The sequence below is a fragment of the Micromonospora sp. NPDC048839 genome (genome assembly GCF_040649915.1).
GTDB lineage: Bacteria > Actinomycetota > Actinomycetes > Mycobacteriales > Micromonosporaceae > Micromonospora.
The window spans coordinates 230,045-251,090 of the sequence record NZ_JBEZGL010000006.1; the positions used below are offsets into that span (position 1 = coordinate 230,045).

The window sequence follows — 21,046 nt, forward strand, 5'->3', positions numbered from 1 at the left end:
CATGGCGATCATCGCGCTGGTGTCCGCGAAGGGTTCGCCCGGCGTCACGACCTCCGCGCTGGCCTGCACACTGGCGTGGCACCGACGGCTGGTGCTCGCCGAGTGCGACCCGGCCGGCGGGTCGATCCTCGCCGGCTATCTCGGCGGCCAGTTGGACGGCCCTCGCGGCATCGGCGAGCTGGCCGTCGGAGAACTGCGCGACGGCAACCTGGAGACCGCGTTCTGGTCGCAACTGGTCGACCTGGACGCACCCCACCGGGAGCGACTGCTGCTGCCCGGGCTCGTCGACCCGGCCCAGGGCGGCAGCGTCACCCCGCTCTGGCAGCGGTTCGCCGACTACTTCAACGCCCTCGATCGCGGCATCCCCGGCTACGACGTGCTTGTCGACTGCGGCCGGCTGCACGTGGCCGCACCCCCGTGGCCGGTGCTGCGGGCGGCCTCGGTGGTGCTGCTGGTGACCCGGGCGCACCTGCCGGACCTCTCCGGCACCCGGGCGGTGATCACCGCGATCGAACGGGACTTCGCCGAGCACCGGGTGCCACCCGGCACCCTGCGGCTGCTGCTGGTCGGCGCCGGACACGGGCGAGCCGAGATCAGCCGCGCCCTGAAACTGCCGGTCGTCGCGCGGCTGCCCCACGATCCGCGTACCGCCGGGGTGCTCACCCTGGGCGGGACCGTGCGGACCGGACGGCCGCTGATGCGCGCGGCCGCCGCGTTGGAGGTGCCGATCGGCGCGCTCCTGGAACGGCGGCAGGCCCGGCTGGCGTGGCCCGTGCAGCAGGGGGTTCCGGATGCGGTTTGAGCCGGTCTCCGCGGATCCTCGCCAACCGCCGCCGGGCGTGACCTCCACCGAGCCGCCGCTGGCCGGACCGAACGGCCGGCACCAACAGTCCACGCCGATGCCGCAGCCGATGCCCGCGGCCGCAGCACCGACGGCGCCGGCGCCGCGACCCCGGATGGACTTCCAGGTGGTCCGGGAGCTGCGCCGGGAACTCACCGAACGGCTCACCCTGTGGCAGCGCGGCCGGGAGTTCACCGCCGACGAGGAGGACACCGAACGGGCCCGGTTGGCCGTCACGGTGGTCGCCCAGTACGCGGACTTCGTCCGCCGGGCCGGCACCCCGATGGCTGCCGGCGAGGAGCGCCTGCTGCTCGACCAGGTGACCGCCGAACTGGTGGGGCTCGGTCGGCTACAGACGCTGCTGGTCGACGACACCATCGAGGAGGTGCACATTCTCGGCTGCGACCAGGTGCGCATCACCAGGCACGGCGGTGGGGTGGACTGGGCCGAGCCGATCGCCGACAGCGACGCCGAACTGGTGGAGATCCTCCAGGCGGCGGCCCGGCGGGCGGGCGCGACCGAGCGGTCGTTGTCCACCGTGAAGCCCACCCTCGACCTGCAACTGCCCGACGGCAGCCGGCTGGCGGCGGTGTTCCTGGTCAGCCACCGCCCGTACGCGGTGATCCGCAAGCACAACACACTGGACGTGAGCCTCGACGACATCGCGGGCACCCGTGGCGACCTCGACGAGATGATCGACCCGCTGCTGCGCGACTTCCTGCGCGCGGCGATGCGCGCCGGGTTGAACATCATGGTCGCCGGGTTGGCCGGTGCCGGTAAGACCACGATCATCCGGGCGTTGATGAACGAGATCCCGCCGGACGAGCCGTACGTGCTGCTGGAGGAGAGCCGCGAACTGCTGCCGGCCCGCCGCCGGGAGCGCCACCGGGCGGTGATGAGCTTCGAGGCCCGGGAGGGGCACGGCGAGCGCGGCTTCGACGGCCGTCCGGCCGGCGAGGTGACGATCGCCGACCTGATCCCCCTGTCGCTGCGGATGGGCGTCTTGCGGATCATCGTTGGTGAGGTGCGGTCCCGGGAGATCGTGCCGATGCTCCAGGCGATGACCACCAGCCGGGGCTCGATGTGCACCATCCACGCCCGTACGGCCGCCGGGGTGGGCGAACGGATCGTCGAGCTGGCGTTGGCACACGGCCGCGAGATGACAGTCGACCAGGCCCGCAGGATGGCCGGCAACGCCCTCGACCTGATCGTCTACGTCACCATCGAGGACGAGACCGCCATCGGCGGGCGGAAACACCGGTTCGTCTCCCATGTGGAGGAGGTGATCGGGGCCGGCGAAGCCGGTCGGATCACCACCACCACGGTGTTCGGACCCGGCCCGGACGGTCGGGCGGTCCCCCGGCACCTGCCGGAGCGGGTCCGCGACCAGTTGCTGCGGGTGGGTTACGACGCGCGGTTGCTGACCCGGTGGGTGGAGGCCGGTGCCGGTGCCTGGCGACGACCCCGGCAGACCCGACTGGCCCGGCGGTGACCTGATGCTCGCAAGCGTTGAGTTGATCGCGGTGGTCTCCGGGGCCGCCTGCGTGGCCGGGCTGCTGTTGGCCGTGGTCGCGCTCGTCGGCACCCGCCGGCCACCCGGACCTCGTCCGGGAGCCGGGCCGGGTCTGGCTCGGCTGTGGCGCGGGCCCGGCGCCACGCCGACCGAGCAGCGGGCCTACCAGGCGCTGCTGGTCGCCGCGCTGGGTGCCGGCGCACTGGCCTTCCTCCTGACCGGACTGCCGGTGGTGGGCCTGCTGGTGGCGGTGGCGGTGCCCGGCACCCCGTGGCTGTTCGGGGTGGGCAGGGCAGAGCAGCGGGCGATCGCCCGGATCGAGGCGGTGGGCGAGTGGACCCGCCGGCTCAAGGACGTCTCCGGCACCGGGCAGGGCCTCCAACAGTCGATCATCGGCACGATCGGCAGCGTGCCACCCGGCATCGAGGAAGAGGTACGGCTGCTCGCCGCCCGCCTACAGGCCGGCTGGCTGGCCCGATCCGCGCTGCTGGCGTTCGCCGACGAAATCGCCGACCCGGTCGGTGACCAGGTGGTCGCGGCGCTGATCCTGCACCTGTCGGACCGGGGCGAACGGCTGGGTGACGTGCTGGGCTCCATCGCCGGTGCGGCATCCGCGGAGGTGGCCACCCGCCGGGAGATCGAGGCCAAGCGGACCCAACCCCGGTTCGCGGTCCGCTTCCTCACCGGAATGACCCTGGCCACCCTGGCGTACGGGCTGCTCAACGCCGAGTACATCAAGCCGTACGGCACGCCGGTGGGTCAGGTGGTGATGGCCGCCCTGGGTGCGGCCTTCATCGGCCTGCTGGCCTGGGTGCGGTCGATGAGCCAGCCACAGCGGCCGTCCCGGTTCCTGCCGGCGCCCGACCCGGGTGAGGTGATCGCGTGAGCGCGAGGAGTGCAGCGCAGCGGAGCCCCGCAGTCGCGCACGAAAGGCGGCTCCCATGATGCTGAACTGGCAGCTCACCATGGCCGTCTGCGGCGGTGCCGGCGTCGGGTTGGGCGTGTTCCTGGTGGTCCGGGAGTTGCTGCCGGCGACCCCGGCGCTCGGGCCGGCGCTGCGGCGGCTGCACCAGCCGCCGGGCACCGGCCGGCTCGCCACACCCGCCTCCCGGCGACTGGACTCGTTGACCGGGTTGTCCCGCTGGCTGCGACCGCCGCACCAGCAGCTCGCCCTGATCGGCCAGACTCCCGAGCAGTACGCGCTGTCGGTGCTGCTCTCCGCACTTGTCGGGCTGGCCACGCCGACCCTGCTCGGGGTGGCGCTGCTGGTGCTCGGCGTCTCGTTTCCGCTCGTCGTACCGGTGCTCGGCAGCCTCGGCCTGGCACTGATCGGCGGGCTGCTGGCGCACCGGGCCGTACTGACCAAGGCCGAGGCCGCGCGGGCCGAGTTCCGCGCCGCCGTCTGCACCTACCTCGACCTGGTGGCGTTGCAGCTCTCCGCCGCGCACGGGCCGGTGCAGTCGCTGGAGCGCGCCGCGGCGGTCTGCGACGGCTGGGTGTTCGACCGGCTCCAGGAGTCGCTGCGGATCGCCCAGATGCAGATGCACGCGCCGTGGGACGAGCTGCGCGACCTCGCCGACAAGATCGGCATTCCGGAGCTGGGTGACGTCGGCGCAATCATGCGCTCCTCCGGCAGCGAGGGCGCACAGGTGCACGAGACCCTGCGCAGCCGGGCCGACTCCCTCCGCGACCAGATCCGCACCGACAACCTCGCCCAGGCCGAGGGGGTGACCAGCCGACTCGACATCCCGGGCGCGCTGCTCGTGTTCGTGCTGCTCGGCTTCGTCCTCTACCCGTTCGTTGCCCGTGTCTGATGCCCTCCCCCTGAAGGAGTTACGCCATGTCCATCTTCAGCTACCTGCACGTCGTGCTGACGACGCGCCTGGCCGAGCTGCGCCGCCACGGTGAGCGCGGTGACAGCCCGGTGCCCACCGCGGTGATCATCGCCGGCCTGGTCGCCGTCGCCGTAGCCGTCACCGCCCTGGCCCTGACCAAGGCCGAAAACTGGATGAACGACATCCCGGAACCCCCGGGCGCAGGCACCGGCGGCGAAGGCGAGTAGCCGGGATGCGCCGAGCCCCGTTCCCCAGGTGGCGCCGGGCGGTCAGCGCCACCCGGCGCCGCCTCGCGGGCGGCGACCGGGAGCGGGGCGCGAATCCGGTGGAGCTGGCCGTGATGATGCCGCTGATCCTGGTGCTGCTCTTCGCCTCGGTCCAGGTCGCGGCCGTCTTCCTCGCCCGCTCGACCGCCTTGCACGCCGCGCAGAGCGGTGTCAACGCGCAACGGCCGTACCAGGCGCCCAACGGTGCCGGCGTGGACAGCGCGACCCGCTTCCTCGAGGCCGCCGGCGGCTGGCTGGTGGGCTGGGACAGCGCCGACCTGACCTGCGTGATCATCAACGGGGCCGAGGTCACCTGCACGGTGAGCGGCCGTTCCCTGTCGGTGGTACCGGGCGTGGACTTCGCGATACGACAGAGCGCCCACGGGACGGTGGAGAGGTTGACCGAGCCATGAGCCGCACCGCCGAGCGGGGCTCGGTCTCCATCGAGGTGGCGGTGCTCGCCCCCGCGTTCATCGCGCTGATGGTGCTGGCCGGCGTCGCCGGACGTACCGCGGTGGCGGCGGAGGCGATCGAGGCCGCGGCCCATGACGCCGCCCGCGCCGCGTCGATCTCCCGGACCTCGGTGACGGCCCGGGAAGCGGCGCTGAAAGCCGTCCAGGATCAGCTCGACTGGCGCGGGTTGGCCTGCGCCAACGACCTGAGCCCGGAACTCACCGCCACGGTGGCTGGCCAGTCGCGCAACTTCGACGATGCCTTCAGCAGCGCGGTCGGTGAGGACGCGACGGTGACGGTGACGGTGGTCTGCCTGGTGTCGCTCCGGGACATCTCCCTCGATGTCCTGCCCGGAATGCCGAGCGAGAAGCAGGTAAGCGCGACGTTCACCTCGCCACTTGACCGTTACCGGGGGCGGGAATGACCGCGGACGCCCGCCGCCCCCTCTCCGGCGACCACGGCCGGGTGAGCATCTTCCTGGCGGTGGCGATGATCGGCGTACTGGCCATCGTGGGTCTCTCCTTCGACGGCGCCGGCCAGCTACGCAGCCTGCAACGTGCCGAGAACCTGGCCGCCGAGGCCGCCCGCGCCGGCGGTCAGGCCATCGACCGGGGGGCCGCGATCGATGGCCGGCCGACGCGGATCGACAGGGACGCGGCGCTCGTGGCGGTCACCAACTACCTGGACGCCGCCGAGGGCACCAGCGGCCACACCGTGAGCTTCCCCGAGGTCGCCGGGGAGACCCTGATCCGGGTCACCGTCACGATCACCTACGACCGCACGATGGTCGGACCCTTCGTCCAGGACAAGACGGTCACCGTCACCGGCGATGCGACCGCGCGCGCCATCACCGCAGCAGCACCGTAGGAAGGAAGGCAGCCATGCCCGTATCGGCAGGGTCCGTCGTACGGCGGACCGGACGCGTCCTCACCGGCCTCGGCGCACTGGCCGTGCTGTGTGCGCTGCTGGTTGGCGCGCCGATCGCACTGCTGGCCTTCGCCGGCAATCCCCTGCCTGATCACCTTCCCACCGTCGCCGAGATCGGCACCGCGCTGACCAGCAGGGACGACGGCCAGCTCTTCCTCCGGGCACTGGCGGTGGCCGGCTGGATCGGCTGGGCCACGTTCGCCTTCTCCGTCCTCGTGGAGTTGGGGGCGCAGACCCTGCGCCGCCCGGCGCCGAAGCTGCCCGGGATGAGTCGCCAGCAGAAGGCCGCCGCCGCGCTTGTCGGCTCGGTCGCGCTGATCCTCGCGGCCAGTCCGGCCGCCGCCAGCGCCGCGGCGGTCTACGGCGCTCCGGCGTACGCGAGCACCACCGCACCGACCGCCGCCACCCTGGCCGCGCCGACCCGGGTGGGCGCGGCGCCCGACACGGCGGCCCCGCTGGCGCAGGGCGGGCTGGCGGGCCGGGCCGCCGCTCCCGGTGGCACGAGCGCCAACGACGAGCCGGCCCCGGTGTACCGGGTGGCGCGGGGCGACTACCTCGGCGAGGTGGCCGAACGTTACCTGGACGAGTTCGACGACTACCGACAGCTCGCCAAGCTGAACAAGCTCGACGACCCGGACCGCATCCGGCCGGGTCAGCTGCTCCGACTGCCCACGGAGGCCGCCGACCAGGGCACCCGGAAGCACGCGACTGGACGGCTCGTCGACCGGCCGGCGGCACCGAAGCCGCCCGCGCCCCGGCCGGCGCCCGAACGGGCCGCACCGGAGCAGCCGGCCCCGCCACCACCCAGCGGTACGGAGTCGACGGGCCAGCCACCCGCGATGACTGTCGGAGCGGCCCGAGCCGGCACCGAGGACCGGGTGAACCGACCGCTCGCCGTCTCGGCCGTACTGGCGGTGGCCAGCATTGTCGGCGCACAGATCGGCGCGGTCCTGGGGCTGCGCCGCCGTCCGGCCGCCGCCGGAGCGGCTCCCCGTCTGGCTGCGGCCCGCACGCCCCGGGGCGGTACGGCCCGGAGCATCGGCGGGAGCACGAGCAGCAGCGCGGGGCGGACCGGTGGTGGGGCGTCGGGAAGTGGTGCCGCCTGGGCCGCCAGCCGGGCGGCGGCCCTCGAAGCGCCAGCAACACGCGACGACGGCACGGCGCCGACCGGTGGTGGTGGCATGGCGTCTCGCGGCAGCGGTACCGCGCCGTACGGCAGCGGGATCGCACCTCCGGGCAGCGGAACGGCGCACACCGGCGCGTCCGGCTGGGGTGGCGACGACGGTTGGGCTGGCGACAGGGCTGACGGGGGGTTGTTCGACGGCGGGCACGGCCTGGACTCGATGCCGGAGGGGCCGTCGGTCGGTCGACACCGACGCAGCTGACGTCACGCAGGCGGGTCTGAGACCGGTCAGGGCAGGCGGGTCTGGAGCACGCCGTTCTGGATCCGGGTGGGCAGGATCTGCTGGTCGTTGCCGGAGGGACCCTGCATGACCTCGCCACCGTTGAGTCGGAACGCGCTGCCGTGCCACGGGCAGACCACGCAGGCGTGGCCGTCGATCTCCTGCACCTCGCCCTCGCCGAGCGGCCCGCTCTGGTGCGGGCAACGCTCCAACATCACGGTCACCTCGTCACCGTGGCGGTAGAGGATCACCGAGATGTCGTCGTCCACCTCTCGGGTGATCAGGGTGCGCTGCGGCAACGTCGCCATGTCGGCGAGCGAGTGCCAGCCGTCGGTCATCCGATGCAGCTCGGAGACGCTCTGGTTGACCTGCGCCCCCTGCTTGTACGCGAGGTGACCCCCGACGTACGCCCCGAGGCTCACGGTCGAGAGCCCGAGGAACCCGAGCGCGCGGCCGACGCCGTGCCGACCGGACAGCCGTGCCGCCAGCGAGCCGGCGTACAGCGTCAGGCCGACGGTGTTGGCGGCGGCGTGCACGAGGCCGACCCGGCGCTGGTCCCGGGCGAGTGCCGCCCAGTCGTTCAGCCCGGCGACCGCCGCCGGCAGCGCGCTGACCGTGCCCAGCCCGACGAGCACGGTGGCGGGTCGACGTTGTCCGGGCATGAGGTCCAGCACGGCGGCGCTGATCCACGCGCCGACCGGCACCTGCACCATCGCCGGGTGCAGCGGATGCCCGAGGGTCACCCCGTGGAGCAGGTCCCGCAGCCGCCGCGGACGCAGCGTCCCCAGGACGACCTTCTGCAACCGGTCACCCGCGCGGTCCAGCCGGGAGTCCTGCTCAACTTTCGTCAAAAGTGCTCGCACGGGTACCGACTTCCCGACGATCGCCGTAGCAAACCGGTCGGCGACGACAAACCTGCCGCCCCGGCTCACGCCGCCGACAACCGGAAATACAAGATCGACGGGGATGGTGGGGGTGGGGTCGGGCGGGCATGCTGGGTTGATGGGTGTTCGGGTGGAGCGGGTCGGGGCGGTCAGCACGGTGGTGCTGGATCGGGCGGACGTCCGGAACGCCGTCGACGGTCCCACCGCTCGGGCGCTCGCCGACGCGTTCCGGGCCTTCGACGCGGATCCGGACGCGTCGGTGGCTGTGCTCTGGGGGGCCGGTGGCACGTTCTGCGCCGGCGCCGACCTGAAGGCCCTCGGCACGCCGAGCGGCAACCGGGTCGAGCCGGAGGGGGACGGCCCGATGGGCCCGACCCGGATGACGCTCGGCAAACCGGTGATCGCGGCGATCTCCGGGTACGCGGTGGCGGGTGGGCTCGAGTTGGCGCTCTGGTGCGACCTGCGGGTCGCCGAGTCCGACGCGACGCTCGGGGTGTTCTGCCGCCGCTGGGGCGTGCCGTTGATCGACGGTGGCACCGTGCGGTTGCCCCGGTTGATCGGCGAGAGCCGGGCCATGGATCTGATCCTCACCGGCCGCCCGGTGCCGGCGGATGAGGCGTACTCGATGGGGTTGGTCAATCGGTTGGTGCCACCCGGCCAGGCGCGGGCCGCGGCCGAGGAGCTGGCCGCGGCGATCGCCCGGCACCCGCAGACCTGCCTGCGCAACGACCGGGCGGCGGTCCTGGCCGGTGCCGGACGGCCCGAGCCGGAGGCGCTGGCGGCCGAGCTGGCGTACGGGATGGATTCGCTCGCCACGGACGCGGCGGCCGGCGCGGCCCGGTTCGCGGGCGGCGAGGGTCGGCACGGCACGATGCCGCCGGGAGGGGTGAACCTCCCGGCGGCATCCGGTGCCGGCTGGATCAGTTGCGGTTGATGGTGAAGGTTGTCGTGGGGTTCTGGATGTCCACCGCGTTGTTGCTCAGCCGCAGGTTGTTGAAGGTGACCGACCCGACGGCCGGCCCCTGCCCGGCCTCCGGCATCGGGTTGGCCCAGATGGCGAAGCCGGACTTGGCGTCGTAGGCGTCACCACTCTTGCGCGCCCCGCTGATCGAGACGTTCGTGAAGACCGTGTCGGTGATCGGGTTCTGCGGCTGCCCGCCGACGTAGTTGGTCTGGAACATGATGCCGCTGTAGGTCGGGTCGACGATGTCGACATCGCTGACCCGGATGCCCTGGAACACCTTCGAGGCGGAGAAGACCCAGATGGCCGGGAAGGTCTGCGAGCCCCAGAAGTGCCCACCGGCCCGGACGATCGAGATGTTCTCGAACCGGGTCGGCGGGCTGGCACCGAAGCCGTTCATCGGGTAGCCGAAGTCGAGCGAGCTGATGGTGATGCCGGAGTAGACAAGCGTGTCCGCGATGTAGATGTTGCGGAACGTGTTGCCGTAGCCGCCGTAGACGGCCACACCGGCGGCCCGCCAGGTGAGGGTCGAGGTCAGGTTCTCGTAGACGTTGTCCCTCATGTCGGCGCCGCCCGCGTCGATCGCCGAGAACAGCGCGAAGCTGTCGTCGCCGGTGGCCCGGGCGTCGTTGTTGCTGACCAGGTTGTTGGTGCTCCCGTTGGTCATGTTGATGCCGTCGGCGAACATGTTGCGGATCCGGGAGTTCTTGATCGTCATGTAGTCGGTGTTCGCGCCCCAGTAGAGGCACACCATGTGCTCGTTCCAGATGTTGTCGATCACGATGTTCGACACGTTGGAGAAGTCGAACACCTTGCCCGGACCGTCGATCCGCGAGGTGTAGTTGCCGAAGTAGGCGAAGTTCTTGAAGGACGAGTTCGCCGCCGAGTTCTCGGCCCGGAAGCCGATGTCGGTGTTGTCCTGGCCCGACGGGGCGTTGAACCGGGTGTACCAGGGGCCGGCGCCGGTCACCTGGACCGCCTTGCCGTACACCTGGAACTTCGACGAGGTGGAGTAGTTGCCGGCCGGCAGGTACACCCCGATCAGGTTGCCGGTGGTGTCCATCCGCACCCGGTCCAGGGCGTTCTGCACGTCGGAGTGGGTGAAGCCGCCCGGCGTGGTGTAGCGCGTCGGGTCCGGGTTGGCGATCGGCGACACCTGCTCGGTGTTGATGAAGTCGATCGCGTAGTTGGTGGTGTTGGCCGAGTCCTTCTGGAGGCGGATCTTGCTGCCGGCCGGGACCGTCGAGTTGAGCATGACGTTGGCTTCGTCGTAGATGTGCCGCGGCCCGCCCGCGCTGGGCGAGTTGCCCGGGTTGGTTTCGTTGCCGTAGAGCCAGGCGTACCGGGACGTCAGGTCGATGGCCTTGTGGAACGTGCCGTTGACGTAGACGTTCAGCGTGGAGTTGATCCCACCGCCGCTCGGGGCGTCCGGGATGGAGAAGCGGGTGACAAGCGTGTTGGTGCTGGCCCGGGTGGTGAACTCGACGTAGCTGCCGGTCGAGTTGAGGGTCACCGCACGCCGACCGGACGCCTCGCCGGCCAGGTCGCCGACCTCCCGGTTCGGTCCGACGACGCTGGCGCCGCCGCCGACCGCGCCGTCCTCGGCCTCGTACATGTCGTACGGCATGTTGGCGCCGCGACCGACGAAGAGCGGACGGTCGCTTGTGTTGTTGGCCTGCTTGACCGGCAGCTCGTTGCCGTCGGCCGCGAGCACCACCCGGACGGTGTACTTACCGTTCGCGGCGGTCCAGGTGCCCAGGCTGATCGGGCCGACCGTCGCGCCGGCGTTGATCACACCGGAGTACGAGCCGGTCAGGGTACGGACCACCGTGCCGGACTCGTTGAGCACGGTGAGCGTGATGCCGTGCGAGCCGGACGCGGACGCCACACTGCCGGCGTTGCGCACCGACACCGAGAAGGTGACCGTGTTGCCGGCCGACGGGTTGCCCGGCGACCAGGCCACCGACGAGGCGACCAGGTCCGACGTGGCGACCGCGCTGACCACCAGCGGGCTGGGGTTGGAGTAGCTGTTGTTGGTGTCGTCCTGCTCGACGACGGTGTTCGACTCGTCGACCTTCGCGCTGAGCGGGTAGCTGCCCGCGTCCCGGGTGCCGATGCTGGCGCTGACGGTGGTCGAGGCGCCGGCCGCGAGGCCGCCGACCGACGCGGTGCCGACCCGGGTGGAGCCCAGGTAGAAGTTGACGTTCGTCGCGCCGGAGGCCGCCGAGCCCGCGTTACGCACGGTCGCGGAGAGCGTGATGGTGCTGGTCTCCACGGGTGCCGACGGGCTGAACGACATGCCGGTCACGGTCAGGTCCGGGTTCGGCGCGGGGGTGCCGAAGACCTGGAACTCGGCCACCTGCCCGGCGGGGGCGCCGGTGTTCGAGGCGATCGAGAGCCGGACGTCGGCCGCCGCACCGGAGACCGGGATGGTCACCGTGTTGCCGCTGCCCGGGTTGAAGGTGTAGTTCGCCGCGCCGGCCAGGGTAGTGAAGGACGACGAGCCCTGGTCCCGGCCGAGCACCGTGATGTTCTGCGTCCGCGCACCCCAGGCCGAGTCCGGGTTGAGCTTCACGACGACCTGACTGAGGCTGGCGTTCGCGCCGAGTTGCACGGTCAACGTGCTCGGGTTGCCGTTGCCCTCCCAGTAGGTCGCCACGTTGTTGTCGTTGGCGTTGGTGGCCACGAACGTGTGCACGAACCCGGAGGCGGTGATCGGCTTGCCGACCGCCAGGTTGCTCCCGGTCGGCGGGTTGCCGGTGCCGGTCCGGGTCACCGTGTTGCTGTTCGACGACTGGTTGCCGGCCGCGTCCTTGGCCCGCACGTAGTACGAGACGGTGGCGCTGTCGGACTGGCTGTCGGTGTAGGTGAGCGTCGAGCCGTTGACGCTGCCGCGCAGCGCGCCGCCCGCGTACACGTCGTACCCGGTGACCCCGACGTTGTCGGAGGACGCCGACCAGGTGAGCCGGATCTGCCCGCTGGCGGGCTGGGTGTACGCCAGGTTGCCGGGGGCGCTGGGAGCCTGGGTGTCGGTGCTGCCGGTGGCGCCGTACACCTCGACCTCGGAGAGCTGTGCGGCCGGCCAGCCGGTGTTGCCGGTGACCTGAACCCGTACGTAGCGGGTGCTGGCGGCGGTGAAGCTGACGGTCGCGGTGTTGCCGCTGCTCGGGTTGAAGGTGTAGCCGGCGGACGCCTTCAGGGTGGTGAAGGACGAGCCGTTCGTGGAGCCGAGCACCGACAGCGTCTGGGTGCGGGTCTGCCAGTCCGACGCGGGCGGCAGCTTGAGCACCACCCGGTCGACGTTGACCGTGGCGCCCAGGTCCGCCTGGATCCACTGCGGGAACGCGTTGTTGGCGCTCTCCCAGTAGGTCGAGGCGTTGCCGTCGTTGGCGTTGCCCGCCACGTAGTTCTGGTTGTAGCTGCTGGCGGTCATGGTGGCCGAGAGCCCGGCGAGCATCGCCATGCGCGCGGCGGCCGCGGACGGGTCGGCCGCCGGTGCCGCGGTCGCCGCGGGGGTGACGACCGGGGCGGTGGCGAGGAGCATCCCGGCGAGTGCGCCGGCGAGGAGCCGCCGGCTGCGGGCGGTGCGGGGGACGGGATTGGGCGCGCCGCTCGGCGGCGTGCCTCGTCTGGTGCCGTTACTGGACATGGGGTCGCTACACCTCTTTCGGGGGTGGGTGCGGGTGCGTTGCCCGGCGACGGGTGCAGGGGTACGCCCGTCGTTCCGCGACAGGTGGGGGACGGTGCGGGTGGGACGGGGTCGGCGGGCCGGGGCCCCTTCGCCCCGGAGCGCCGGATCGGTGGCCCCCGCCCTGGGCGGACGGGGGCACCCGGGCTAGGTGGAATAGACCTCGAACTCGCTGAGCTGACCTGCTGGCCAGCCGGTGTTGCCGGTGACGGTCAGCCGCAGGTACCGCTGGCTGGTCGCCGTGAAGGTCACGGTGACCGTGTTGCCGCTGGCCGGGTTGAAGGTGTGGCCGGCGGACGCCTTCAGGGTGCTGAAGGACGAGCCGTTCGTGGAGCCGAGCACCGACAGCGTCTGCGTACGCGTCTGCCAGGCCGACGACGGTGGGAGTTTCAGCACGACCCGGGACACCGTCCGGTTGGCGCCCAGGTCCACCGTCAGCGACTGCGGGAAGGCGTTGTTGGCGCTCTCCCAGTAGGTGTTCGGGTTGCCGTCCACGGTGTTGGCGGCGGCGTACACGTCGGAGTGGCTGGTCTCGGTGACCGACCGCCCGGCCGCCAGGTTGCCGCTGGGCGGCGGCGTGGTCGGCGGGGCTGTGGTCGGCGGGGCCGTGGTGGGCGGCGGGGTGGTCTGCGTGCCGCCGTACACCTCGACCTCGGACAGTTGGGCGGCCGGCCAGCCGGTGTTGCCGGTGACCGTCACCCGGAGGTAGCGGCGGTCACCGGAGGGCAGGCCGATCGACACGGCGTTGCCCGAGCCGGGAGCGAACACCCGACCGGCGGACGATGCCAGGGTGGCGTACGACGAGCCGTCGGTGGAGCCGAGCACCGACAGCGTCTCGGTGCGTTGCTCCCAACCGCTGGGCAGCTTGAGCACCACCCGGTCGACCGATCGGGCCGAGCCCAGGTCGACGGTGACCGACTGCGGGAAGGCGTTGTTGGCGCTCTCCCAGTAGCTGGCCGCGTTGCCGTCCACCACGTTGGCCGCCGTGTAGCTCTGGTTGGTGCTGGTCGCGGTCGCCGACCGGTTCAGCGCCAGGTTCCCTCCGCTGGTGGGCGGCGGCGTGGTGGGCGGCGGCGTGGTCGGCGCCGGGGTGGTCGGTGCCGGAGTGGTGGGCCCCGGGGTGGTCGGCGGCGGCGTGGTGGGTCCGCCGCCCCACTGCGGGTTCGGCCACGGGCCGCAGTACGGGGTCGACGTGTACCAGCCGGAGTTGCCGCTGCCCTGGGTGATCTGGAAGCCACCGCCCACGCAGTTGTGCATCGGGTTGCTCTGCGCGATGTTGGTGGCCCGCACGTTCGTGAACGACACCTGGCTGGGTGCCTGCACCTGGAGCGCGTACGTGCCGGCGCCGTCGATCCGCACGTTGCTCAGGTTGATGCCGCTGGTCTGGCCCTCGATCCAGTGCAGCGCCGCGTACGAGCTGTCCAGGATGTCGGTGTCGGTGATGTTGATGGTGGCCTGCTGGAACGACTCGTTCAGTGCGGAGAACCAGATCGCCCCGACGCCGAAGTTCCAGTTGTAGTCCGAGTTGCCGTTACGGATCAACGTGTTCCGGGCGATAGTCCAGGTGCCCCGGACCGCGGTGTCGCCCTGCACACCCGGGTAGCGGTTGGCCACGTGGATGCCGCCGCCGTTGGTCAGCGAGTCAGCCGTCACGTTGTCGGTGATCTTGATGTCCCGACCGCCGTAGCTGACCAGGTGGTTCGCCAGCACGGTCACACCGATGGTGTTGTGGGTGAAGGAGTTGTTGACGTTCGGCACGCTCTGCGCCCACATGGCCAACGCGTCGTCGCCGGTGTTGCGCACGAACGTGTTGGTCACCGTCGAGTTGGTCACGCCGGTGTGGAAGTTCACCCCGTCCGCGGTCTGGTCCAGGATCCGGCTGTTGCGGATGGTGAAGTTGTCCATCGGGCCGTCCATCCACGCCCCGACCTTCGTGTTCTCCAGCCAGAGGTTGTCGACCACCGAGTTGGTCATCGCCCCGCCCAGGGCGTTGACCTGGTCGTCGTCGATCCGCTCGCGGATGTCGCCGATGATGGCGAAGTCCCGCAGCGTGACGTTGCGGCTCGGCCCGTTCGCCTCGTGCGCGCGGACCGGCCCCGTGTAGCCGCCGCCGGGCACGTACTTGCCGTAGATGCCGACGGACCTGTTCCGGTCGGTGGGGTGCCGGCCACCGAGCACCGAATACCAGGGCCCGGCGCCGCGCAGTGTCACCCCGTCGACCACCACGTGATCCCAGAGGGTGAAGGTCCCGGTCGGGATCCAGACGGCCCTGCCCTGGGCCTTGCCGGCGTCGACCGCCGCCTGGAACCTGGCGGTCGAGTCGGTCGCGCCGCTCGGGTCGGCGCCGAAGTCGGTGACCACGTCGAGCACACCGGCGGGCTTCGTGATCGCGGGGGCGACCAGCTCGAAGTCGGCCAGGTCGATGGTGAACGTGGGCGACTGGGCGGTCGAGGAGACCTGGAAGCGGATCTTCGTGCCGGCCGGCTGGGTGCTGCCGAACATCGCCCGGGTCTCGTCGTAGAAGTGGTGCGGGTTGGTGTCACCCGGGTTGTTGTTGAACGGGTATCCGCCGTAGTACCAGCCGTATCTCGACGTCACCGGGACCGACTTCAGCAGCGACCCGTTGGCCCGCAGGTCGATGGTGGCGTCCCGGCCGGTGCCGGACGGGCTGTCCGGCAGGCTGTACCGGAAGGTGACCGCGTTGGCAGGCGCGGTGAGGGTGAACTCGACGTACTCGCCGACGGCGTCGAGGGTGACCGCCTCCCGACCGGACGCCTCGGACGGCAGCGTTCCATAGCGCCGGTCCGGGCCGATCTTCGAGCCGTTGTGGGCGGCCTCCTCCGCCTCCTGCTCGATGAACGGGACGGTGGCGCCCCGGCCGGAGATGTCGAAGGGGGACAACCCGGCCGCTGCGGCCGGAGTCGCGGTGCCGGTGACCGCGAGGACGGTCACCGAGGTGGCGGCGAGCAGGGTGGCGGCGATGGCGGCCAACCCTGCCCGGGCCGGGTGTCGAAGGTGGTGCGGGGTGCCGGTGGTGTGGTTGGCCATGAGCTGCGCTCTCCCTTTCGTCAGGCAGGCCAGATCCCCCCGTGTCGGTGCGGTGTCGCGCGTCCCCCTCGTACCTCCTTCCTGGTGGCGTGGTGCCGGCGGCCGGGACGGGCCGCCGGCACCACGGCGAGCGGAGTCAGGTCAGGCCGGGCCGTCCGCCCCGCGCGGCCCGTCGGTGGATTCGGCGGTACGCAGCCAGACCGCGGTGTCGGACGGCAGCAACCCGTCGTCGAGTGGCCCGCTCGCCAGCAGCAACTCCCCCTGCACTGGCATCGGCACCGCCTCGGCGGACAGGTTGACCAGACAGCTGAAGCCACCGCCGCGGCTGAAGGCGAGCACCCCGTCCGGGGCGGGCAGCCAGGTCAGCTCGCCGTCACCGAGCGCCGGTTCGGCCCTGCGGGCCTGGATCGCCGCCCGGTACAGCTCCAGCATCGAGGTCGAGTCGCCGGTCTGCGCGCTGGCCGTCCGGTCCTTCCAGTCGGCCGGCTGGGGCAGCCAGGGCGTCGCGGCACCGGCGGGGCTGAACTCGAACGGCGGCTCGTCACCGGCCCACGGCAGCGGTACGCGGCAGCCGTCCCGGCCCGGGTCGATCCGGCCGGACCGTTCCCACATCGGGTCCTGCCGCAGCGCGTACGGGATGTCCTCGACCTCGTAGAGGCCCAGTTCCTCGCCCTGGTAGACGTAGGCGGCACCGGGCAGCGACAGCGAGAGCAGTGCGGCGGCGCGCGCCCGACGGGTGCCCAACTCCAGGTCGGTGGGGGTCCCCTCGCGCTTCGCGGCGAAGCTGAACCGGGTGTCCGCCCGACCGTAGCGGGTGACGTGTCGGGTGACGTCGTGGTTGGAGAGCACCCAGGTGGCCGGTGCGCCGACCGGCGCGTGCGCGCTCAGCGTCCCGTCGATGCTCTCGCGCAGCGCCGAGGCGTCCCACGCGCAACCGAGGAAGTCGAAGTTGAACGCGGCGTGCAGCTCGTCCGGTCGCAGGTAGTTGGCGAACCGCTGCCGGTCCGGCAGCCACACCTCACCGATCAGGGCCCGCTCGCCCGGGTAGGAGTCGGCGACCCGCCGCCAGCCCCGGTAGATGTCGTGCACCCCGTCGAGGTCGTGGAACGGGTGCGGGTGGTCGGGTCGAACCTCGGGCAGTTCCCCGTCCTTGACCAGGAGCCCGGCCGAGTCGATCCGGATGCCGTCCACGCCCCGGTCGAACCAGAACCGCAGGATGTCCTCGAATTCCGCCCGTACCCGGGGGTGGTCCCAGTTGAAGTCCGGCTGCTGCGGGGCGAACAGGTGCAGGTACCAGTCGCCGGGGGTGCCGTCCGGGTTGGTGGTGCGGGTCCACGTCTCGCCGCCGAACTCGCCGATCCAGTCGGTGGGCCGCTGGTCGCCGTTCGGACCCCGGCCGGGCCGGAACCAGAACAGGTCCCGCTCCGGCGCGTCGGGTCCACCGGCGAGCGCCGCCTGGAACCAGGGGTGCGCGTCGGAGCAGTGGTTCGGCACCACGTCGACGATGGTCCGGATGCCCAGCTCGTGTGCCTCGGCGATCAGCGCCTCCGCCTCGGCCAGGCTGCCGAAGACCGGGTCGATGTCGCGGTAGTCGGACACGTCGTAGCCGGCGTCGGCCATCGGGGACGGGTACCAGGGGCTGAACCAGATCGCGTCGACGCCGAGCGCGGACAGGTGGTTCAGCCGGGACCGGATGCCGGCGATGTCACCGATGCCGTCGCCGTTACCGTCGGCGAAGCTCCGGGGATACACCTGGTAGATCACGGCTCCACGCCACCACGGACTTCTGTCAGCTGTGGACACGAGCACCTGCTTTCTGCGTCAGTACGTCGGCGGGTCAGCCGGACCTGGATATGTGGCGGGCGAACGATCGTTGTTCGCCGCGGAAGGATGCGCTGCTGGCTATCCCTTGATGCTGCCCGTGGTCAGACCGGACATGATGTTCCGTTGGAAGATCAGGAAGATGATGACAGTCGGGATCGCGGCGATGACCGACGCGGCGATCACCACGTTCATCGGCGTACCACCGGCGAAGGTGTAGATGCCGACGCTCACCGTCCGGGTCTCCGGCGAGGGCATGACCAGCTTCGGCCAGAGGAAGTCCTTCCACACCGCCGTCACGGCGAAGATCGAGACGACGCCGAGGATGGGACGCGAAAGCGGCAGGATGATCGACCAGAGGGTGCGCAGTGACGAGGCCCCGTCCATCAGGGCCGCCGCCATCAACTCCTCGGGAATCGAGTCGAAGAACCGCTTCAGCAGGAAGATGTTGAACGCGTTCGCGACCATCGGCAGCCAGATGGCGAACGGCGAGTCCAGCAGGTTGATGTGCAGGATCGGCAGGTCCAGCACCGTCACGTACTGCGGGACGATGAGGACCATCGCCGGGATCATCAGCGTCCCCAGCATCAGCGCGAGGATCACGTTGCCGAAGATCGGCCTCAGCTTGGACAACGAGTACGCGGCAGCCGCGTCGAAGACGAGTTGGAACAGCACCGCGCCGATCGCGTAGTAGAACGTGTTGAACAGCAGCTTGGCGAGGGCCAGGTTGTTCCACGCGTCGATGTAGTTCTGCGGCTGCGGATCCTTCGGGAACAGCGTCGGTGGGGTCTGGGCGATCTCCTGGCCGGACTTGAGCGCGCCGGTGACCATCCAGTAGAGCGGTCCGAGGAAGACGAGCGTGAACCCCGCCACCACGACGACCAGCAGCGTCCAGTAGATGACCTTGCCGCGCCCCCGGCTGAGCTGGGAGTGGGAGATGAGGGTCCGGGTTCCGGAATCCTGTGCCATTCCTCGCCGTCCTAGTCCTGTTTCGCAGTCAGCCGCACGTACACGGCGGAGAAGCCGGCCAGCACCACGAGCATGATCACGCCCAGGGCAGCGGCGCCGTTGAGGTCGTTCTGGAAGAACCCGTGCTGGTAGATGAGGTACGCCACCGAGGTCGCGGAGTCCTCCGCGCCCGCGCCGTTGGCGAGGATCAGGGGCTCGATGAAGAGCTGCATCGTGGCCACGATCTGCAACATCGCCAGGAGCGCGAGGATCAGCCGGGTCTGCGGGATCGTCACGTGGATGATCCGCTTCCAGATCCCGGCGCCGTCGAGTTCGGCCGCCTCGTACAGCTCCCCGGGGATGTTCTGCAACGACGCCAGGTAGATGAGCACCGCGCCGCCCATGTTCATCCAGGTCGACGCGACCACCATGGCCGGCATCGTCATCTCCGGCGACTGCATCCACTGCGAGGTGGGCAGGTGCAGCGCCTTGAGGATCGCGTTGAAGAGCCCTGCCTCGCTGGGGTCGTACGCGTAGAACTTGAACAGGAACAGCGCCGAGGCGGGTGGCAGCATCACCGGCAGGTAGACCAGGATCCGCAGGTAACCCTTGGCGTGCCGGAACTCGTTGAGCAGGATCGCCACGAAGAACGGCACCGCGTACCCGAGGACGAGCGCGAGCACCGTGAAGTAGAAGGTGTTCTGCCAGGCCGTCCAGAAGCTGGGGTCGGCGATGATGCGCGTGTAGTTGTCCCAGCCCACCCAGGTCGTCTCGCCGCGCCGGGTGCGCTGGAAGCTCATCACGATTCCGCGGACCATCGGATACCAGGAGAAGACGACGAAACAGAGCACCGCGCCGATCAGGAACGCGTGACCGGTGAGGTTGTCCCGTACCTTGCGGCCGAGGCTGGTGCGCTGCGGCCTCGCCGAGTACGGCGACGGCGGGCGGCCCGGTTTCCTGGTGGCCTCCGGGACGGTGGTGATCGCCAAGGCAACTCCTGGGTGAGTCGGTGACGTCGACGATGTGCGGCGGATGGTGTGGGGGCCGGGTCGGCGTCCCGGCCCCCACACGATCGGTCAGCTCTCCGCGGCGAGGAGCTGGTTGACCTTCTGCTCGGCGGTCTTGAGCAGCGCGTCGATGTTCGCGTTCGGGTTGGTCAGCACACCGGACATCGCAGCGTCGAGCACCGCGTAGACCGCCTGTGCGTTACGCGGCTCACCCTTGATCGGCACCGGGGTGGCCTCGAAGAGCGCGAAGTTCGCCGTGTCGACGTTCGCGTTCGCCTTGCGCAGATCCAGCTCCTGCTTCTGCGCCTCACTGCCGTTGGCGAAGAGCAGCGGCTGGGGCAGACCCACCGGGTAGTTCTGCGGCTTGGCCCGGACGTAGTCGAACTGACCCTTGCCCGGCGTCAGCTTCTGGTACGCGATCCACTTCATGCCGGCCTTGACCTGCTCGGGGGTCAGGTCCTTCTTGAAGAAGTAGCCCTCTCCGCCGCCGAGCGTCCCCTTCGCCGCACCGTCCTGGCCGGGCAGCGGAGCCATCGCCCAGTCCTGGAACTTGCCCTGGAACTGGGTGACGATCGCCTGGGTGGCGTCCGGCGCGCCGATGAACATGCCGACCTTGCCCGCGCCGGCGTTCGTCAGCAGGTCAGCCCACTGCAGCAGCTGACGGGCGCCCATGCTGTTGTCGCCGTACCGCATGTCCTTGATGTTCTGCAGGACCTGCTTGCCCTGGGCGTTGTTGAAGTCGGCCTTCTTGCCGTCCTCGGTCAGCACGCGGCCGCCCTGCGAGTAGAGCAGGGAGGTGAAGTGCCAGCCGCCGGTGTTGCCGGCGCTGTACTCCGAGTAGCCCGCGATGCCGTTGCCGAGCGCCGAGATCTTCTTGGCGGCGGCCCGGACGTCGGCCCAGGTCTTCGGCGGGTTGTTGGCGTCGAGCCCGGCCTGCTGGAACAGGGCCTTGTTGTAGACCAGACCCATCGAGTAGTTCTTGACCGGCACGGCGTAGAGCTTGCCGCCGTCGGTGAAGACCTCCTTGAGCGCCGGGTCGACGCTGTCCCAGGTGGAGATGTTGTCCTTGTTGGCGAACTGGGTGATGTCCATCGCCTGACCCGAGTCCAGCACCTGCTGGAGGTCGGTCATGTAGCCGTAGAACACGTCGGTCACGGTGCCACCGGCAAGGCGGGCGGTGAAGTCCGGCGGGTTGTTGCACTGCTCCCCGACGCTGACGCTCTTGACGACGATGTCCGGGTTCTGCCGCTGGAACTCGGCGACGTCGTCGTTCCAGTTCTTCAACAGCTCTTTCTGGGCGCCGACCGGCTGGCAGTCGACCGTGATGGTGACCTTGCCGCCGGCGGTCGTGTCCTTGTCGTCGCTCTTCGTGGAGCACGCCGTGAGGCTGAGCCCCAGGCCGGCCACGAGCGCAACCGCCGCAGCCTTTCGGTATTGCGGTACGGACATCT

The 21,046-nt window shown here is 70.8% G+C and carries 16 protein-coding genes and 1 pseudogene; 10 read left to right on the forward strand and 7 right to left on the reverse strand.

The features are described 5' to 3' along the window. Position 1: 1 nt before the first annotated feature. The 9 genes and pseudogenes from AB0C25_RS14280 to AB0C25_RS14320 form a co-directional block, all read left to right on the forward strand. Positions 2–802 (forward strand): ParA family protein, encoded by an 801-nt coding sequence (locus AB0C25_RS14280; protein WP_357373101.1) that lies wholly within the window; start codon positions 2–4, stop codon positions 800–802. Further along, positions 792–2,333 carry an ATPase, T2SS/T4P/T4SS family gene (locus AB0C25_RS14285; protein WP_357373103.1) on the forward strand — a complete coding sequence of 514 codons (1,542 nt, stop codon included), beginning with the start codon at positions 792–794 and terminating at the stop codon, positions 2,331–2,333. The genes AB0C25_RS14280 and AB0C25_RS14285 overlap by 11 nt, the downstream gene beginning before the upstream one ends. Before the next feature lie 4 nt (positions 2,334–2,337). Continuing rightward, entirely contained in the window at positions 2,338–3,240 is a 903-nt protein-coding gene (locus AB0C25_RS14290) for a type II secretion system F family protein (protein WP_357373105.1), read from the forward strand. Between the two features lie 58 nt (positions 3,241–3,298). Continuing rightward, positions 3,299–4,168: a type II secretion system F family protein gene (locus AB0C25_RS14295; protein WP_357373379.1), complete on the forward strand. Its 870-nt coding sequence runs from the start codon at positions 3,299–3,301 to the stop codon at positions 4,166–4,168. Positions 4,169–4,194: 26 nt separating this feature from the next. Beyond that, positions 4,195–4,416, forward strand: a complete 222-nt coding sequence (locus AB0C25_RS14300) for a hypothetical protein (RefSeq protein WP_357373107.1) — start codon at positions 4,195–4,197, stop codon at positions 4,414–4,416. A 5-nt stretch (positions 4,417–4,421) separates the two neighbouring features. Then, positions 4,422–4,868, forward strand: a complete 447-nt coding sequence (locus AB0C25_RS14305) for a TadE/TadG family type IV pilus assembly protein (RefSeq protein WP_357373109.1) — start codon at positions 4,422–4,424, stop codon at positions 4,866–4,868. After that, on the forward strand, positions 4,865–5,332 hold the full coding sequence (locus tag AB0C25_RS14310) for a TadE/TadG family type IV pilus assembly protein (protein WP_357373111.1): 468 nt from the start codon (positions 4,865–4,867) through the stop codon (positions 5,330–5,332). The genes AB0C25_RS14305 and AB0C25_RS14310 overlap by 4 nt, the downstream gene beginning before the upstream one ends. Continuing rightward, the gene (locus tag AB0C25_RS14315; protein ID WP_357373113.1) at positions 5,329–5,775 is read left to right on the forward strand and encodes a pilus assembly protein TadG-related protein; all 447 of its coding nucleotides are present in this window, start codon (positions 5,329–5,331) and stop codon (positions 5,773–5,775) included. The genes AB0C25_RS14310 and AB0C25_RS14315 overlap by 4 nt, the downstream gene beginning before the upstream one ends. A gap of 14 nt (positions 5,776–5,789) precedes the next feature. Then, a pseudogene (locus tag AB0C25_RS14320) lies at positions 5,790–6,809 on the forward strand (LysM domain-containing protein); the annotation flags it as partial. 437 nt (positions 6,810–7,246) lie between these two features. Here AB0C25_RS14320 and AB0C25_RS14325 read toward each other — a convergent pair. Beyond that, positions 7,247–8,101, reverse strand: a complete 855-nt coding sequence (locus tag AB0C25_RS14325) for a DUF2231 domain-containing protein (RefSeq protein ID WP_357373115.1) — start codon at positions 8,099–8,101, stop codon at positions 7,247–7,249. A gap of 139 nt (positions 8,102–8,240) precedes the next feature. On the opposite strand from AB0C25_RS14325, the gene AB0C25_RS14330 reads away from it, so the two are divergent. Continuing rightward, on the forward strand, positions 8,241–9,056 hold the full coding sequence (locus tag AB0C25_RS14330; protein WP_357373117.1) for a crotonase/enoyl-CoA hydratase family protein: 816 nt from the start codon (positions 8,241–8,243) through the stop codon (positions 9,054–9,056). Here AB0C25_RS14330 and AB0C25_RS14335 read toward each other — a convergent pair. The 6 genes from AB0C25_RS14335 to AB0C25_RS14360 all read right to left on the reverse strand — a co-directional run bounded on the left by AB0C25_RS14335 (position 9,043) and on the right by AB0C25_RS14360 (position 21,044). Then, entirely contained in the window at positions 9,043–12,732 is a 3,690-nt protein-coding gene (locus AB0C25_RS14335; protein WP_357373119.1) for a discoidin domain-containing protein, read from the reverse strand. The two genes, AB0C25_RS14330 and AB0C25_RS14335, sit on opposite strands and share 14 nt — an antisense overlap. Before the next feature lie 186 nt (positions 12,733–12,918). Then, positions 12,919–15,819, reverse strand: a complete 2,901-nt coding sequence (locus AB0C25_RS14340) for a discoidin domain-containing protein (protein ID WP_357373121.1) — start codon at positions 15,817–15,819, stop codon at positions 12,919–12,921. Between the two features lie 141 nt (positions 15,820–15,960). Further along, entirely contained in the window at positions 15,961–17,583 is a 1,623-nt protein-coding gene (locus AB0C25_RS14345; RefSeq protein WP_357373123.1) for a glycoside hydrolase family 13 protein, read from the reverse strand. Positions 17,584–17,721: 138 nt separating this feature from the next. Then, entirely contained in the window at positions 17,722–18,609 is an 888-nt protein-coding gene (locus AB0C25_RS14350) for a carbohydrate ABC transporter permease (RefSeq protein ID WP_357243629.1), read from the reverse strand. Positions 18,610–18,620: 11 nt separating this feature from the next. Then, complete coding sequence (locus tag AB0C25_RS14355) at positions 18,621–19,577, reverse strand: sugar ABC transporter permease (RefSeq protein ID WP_357373125.1); 957 nt, start codon at positions 19,575–19,577, stop codon at positions 18,621–18,623. Positions 19,578–19,664: 87 nt separating this feature from the next. Beyond that, a complete protein-coding gene (locus tag AB0C25_RS14360; protein WP_357373127.1) occupies positions 19,665–21,044 on the reverse strand; it encodes an extracellular solute-binding protein in 1,380 nt (459 codons plus the stop codon). Between the last annotated feature and the right edge of the window lie 2 nt (positions 21,045–21,046).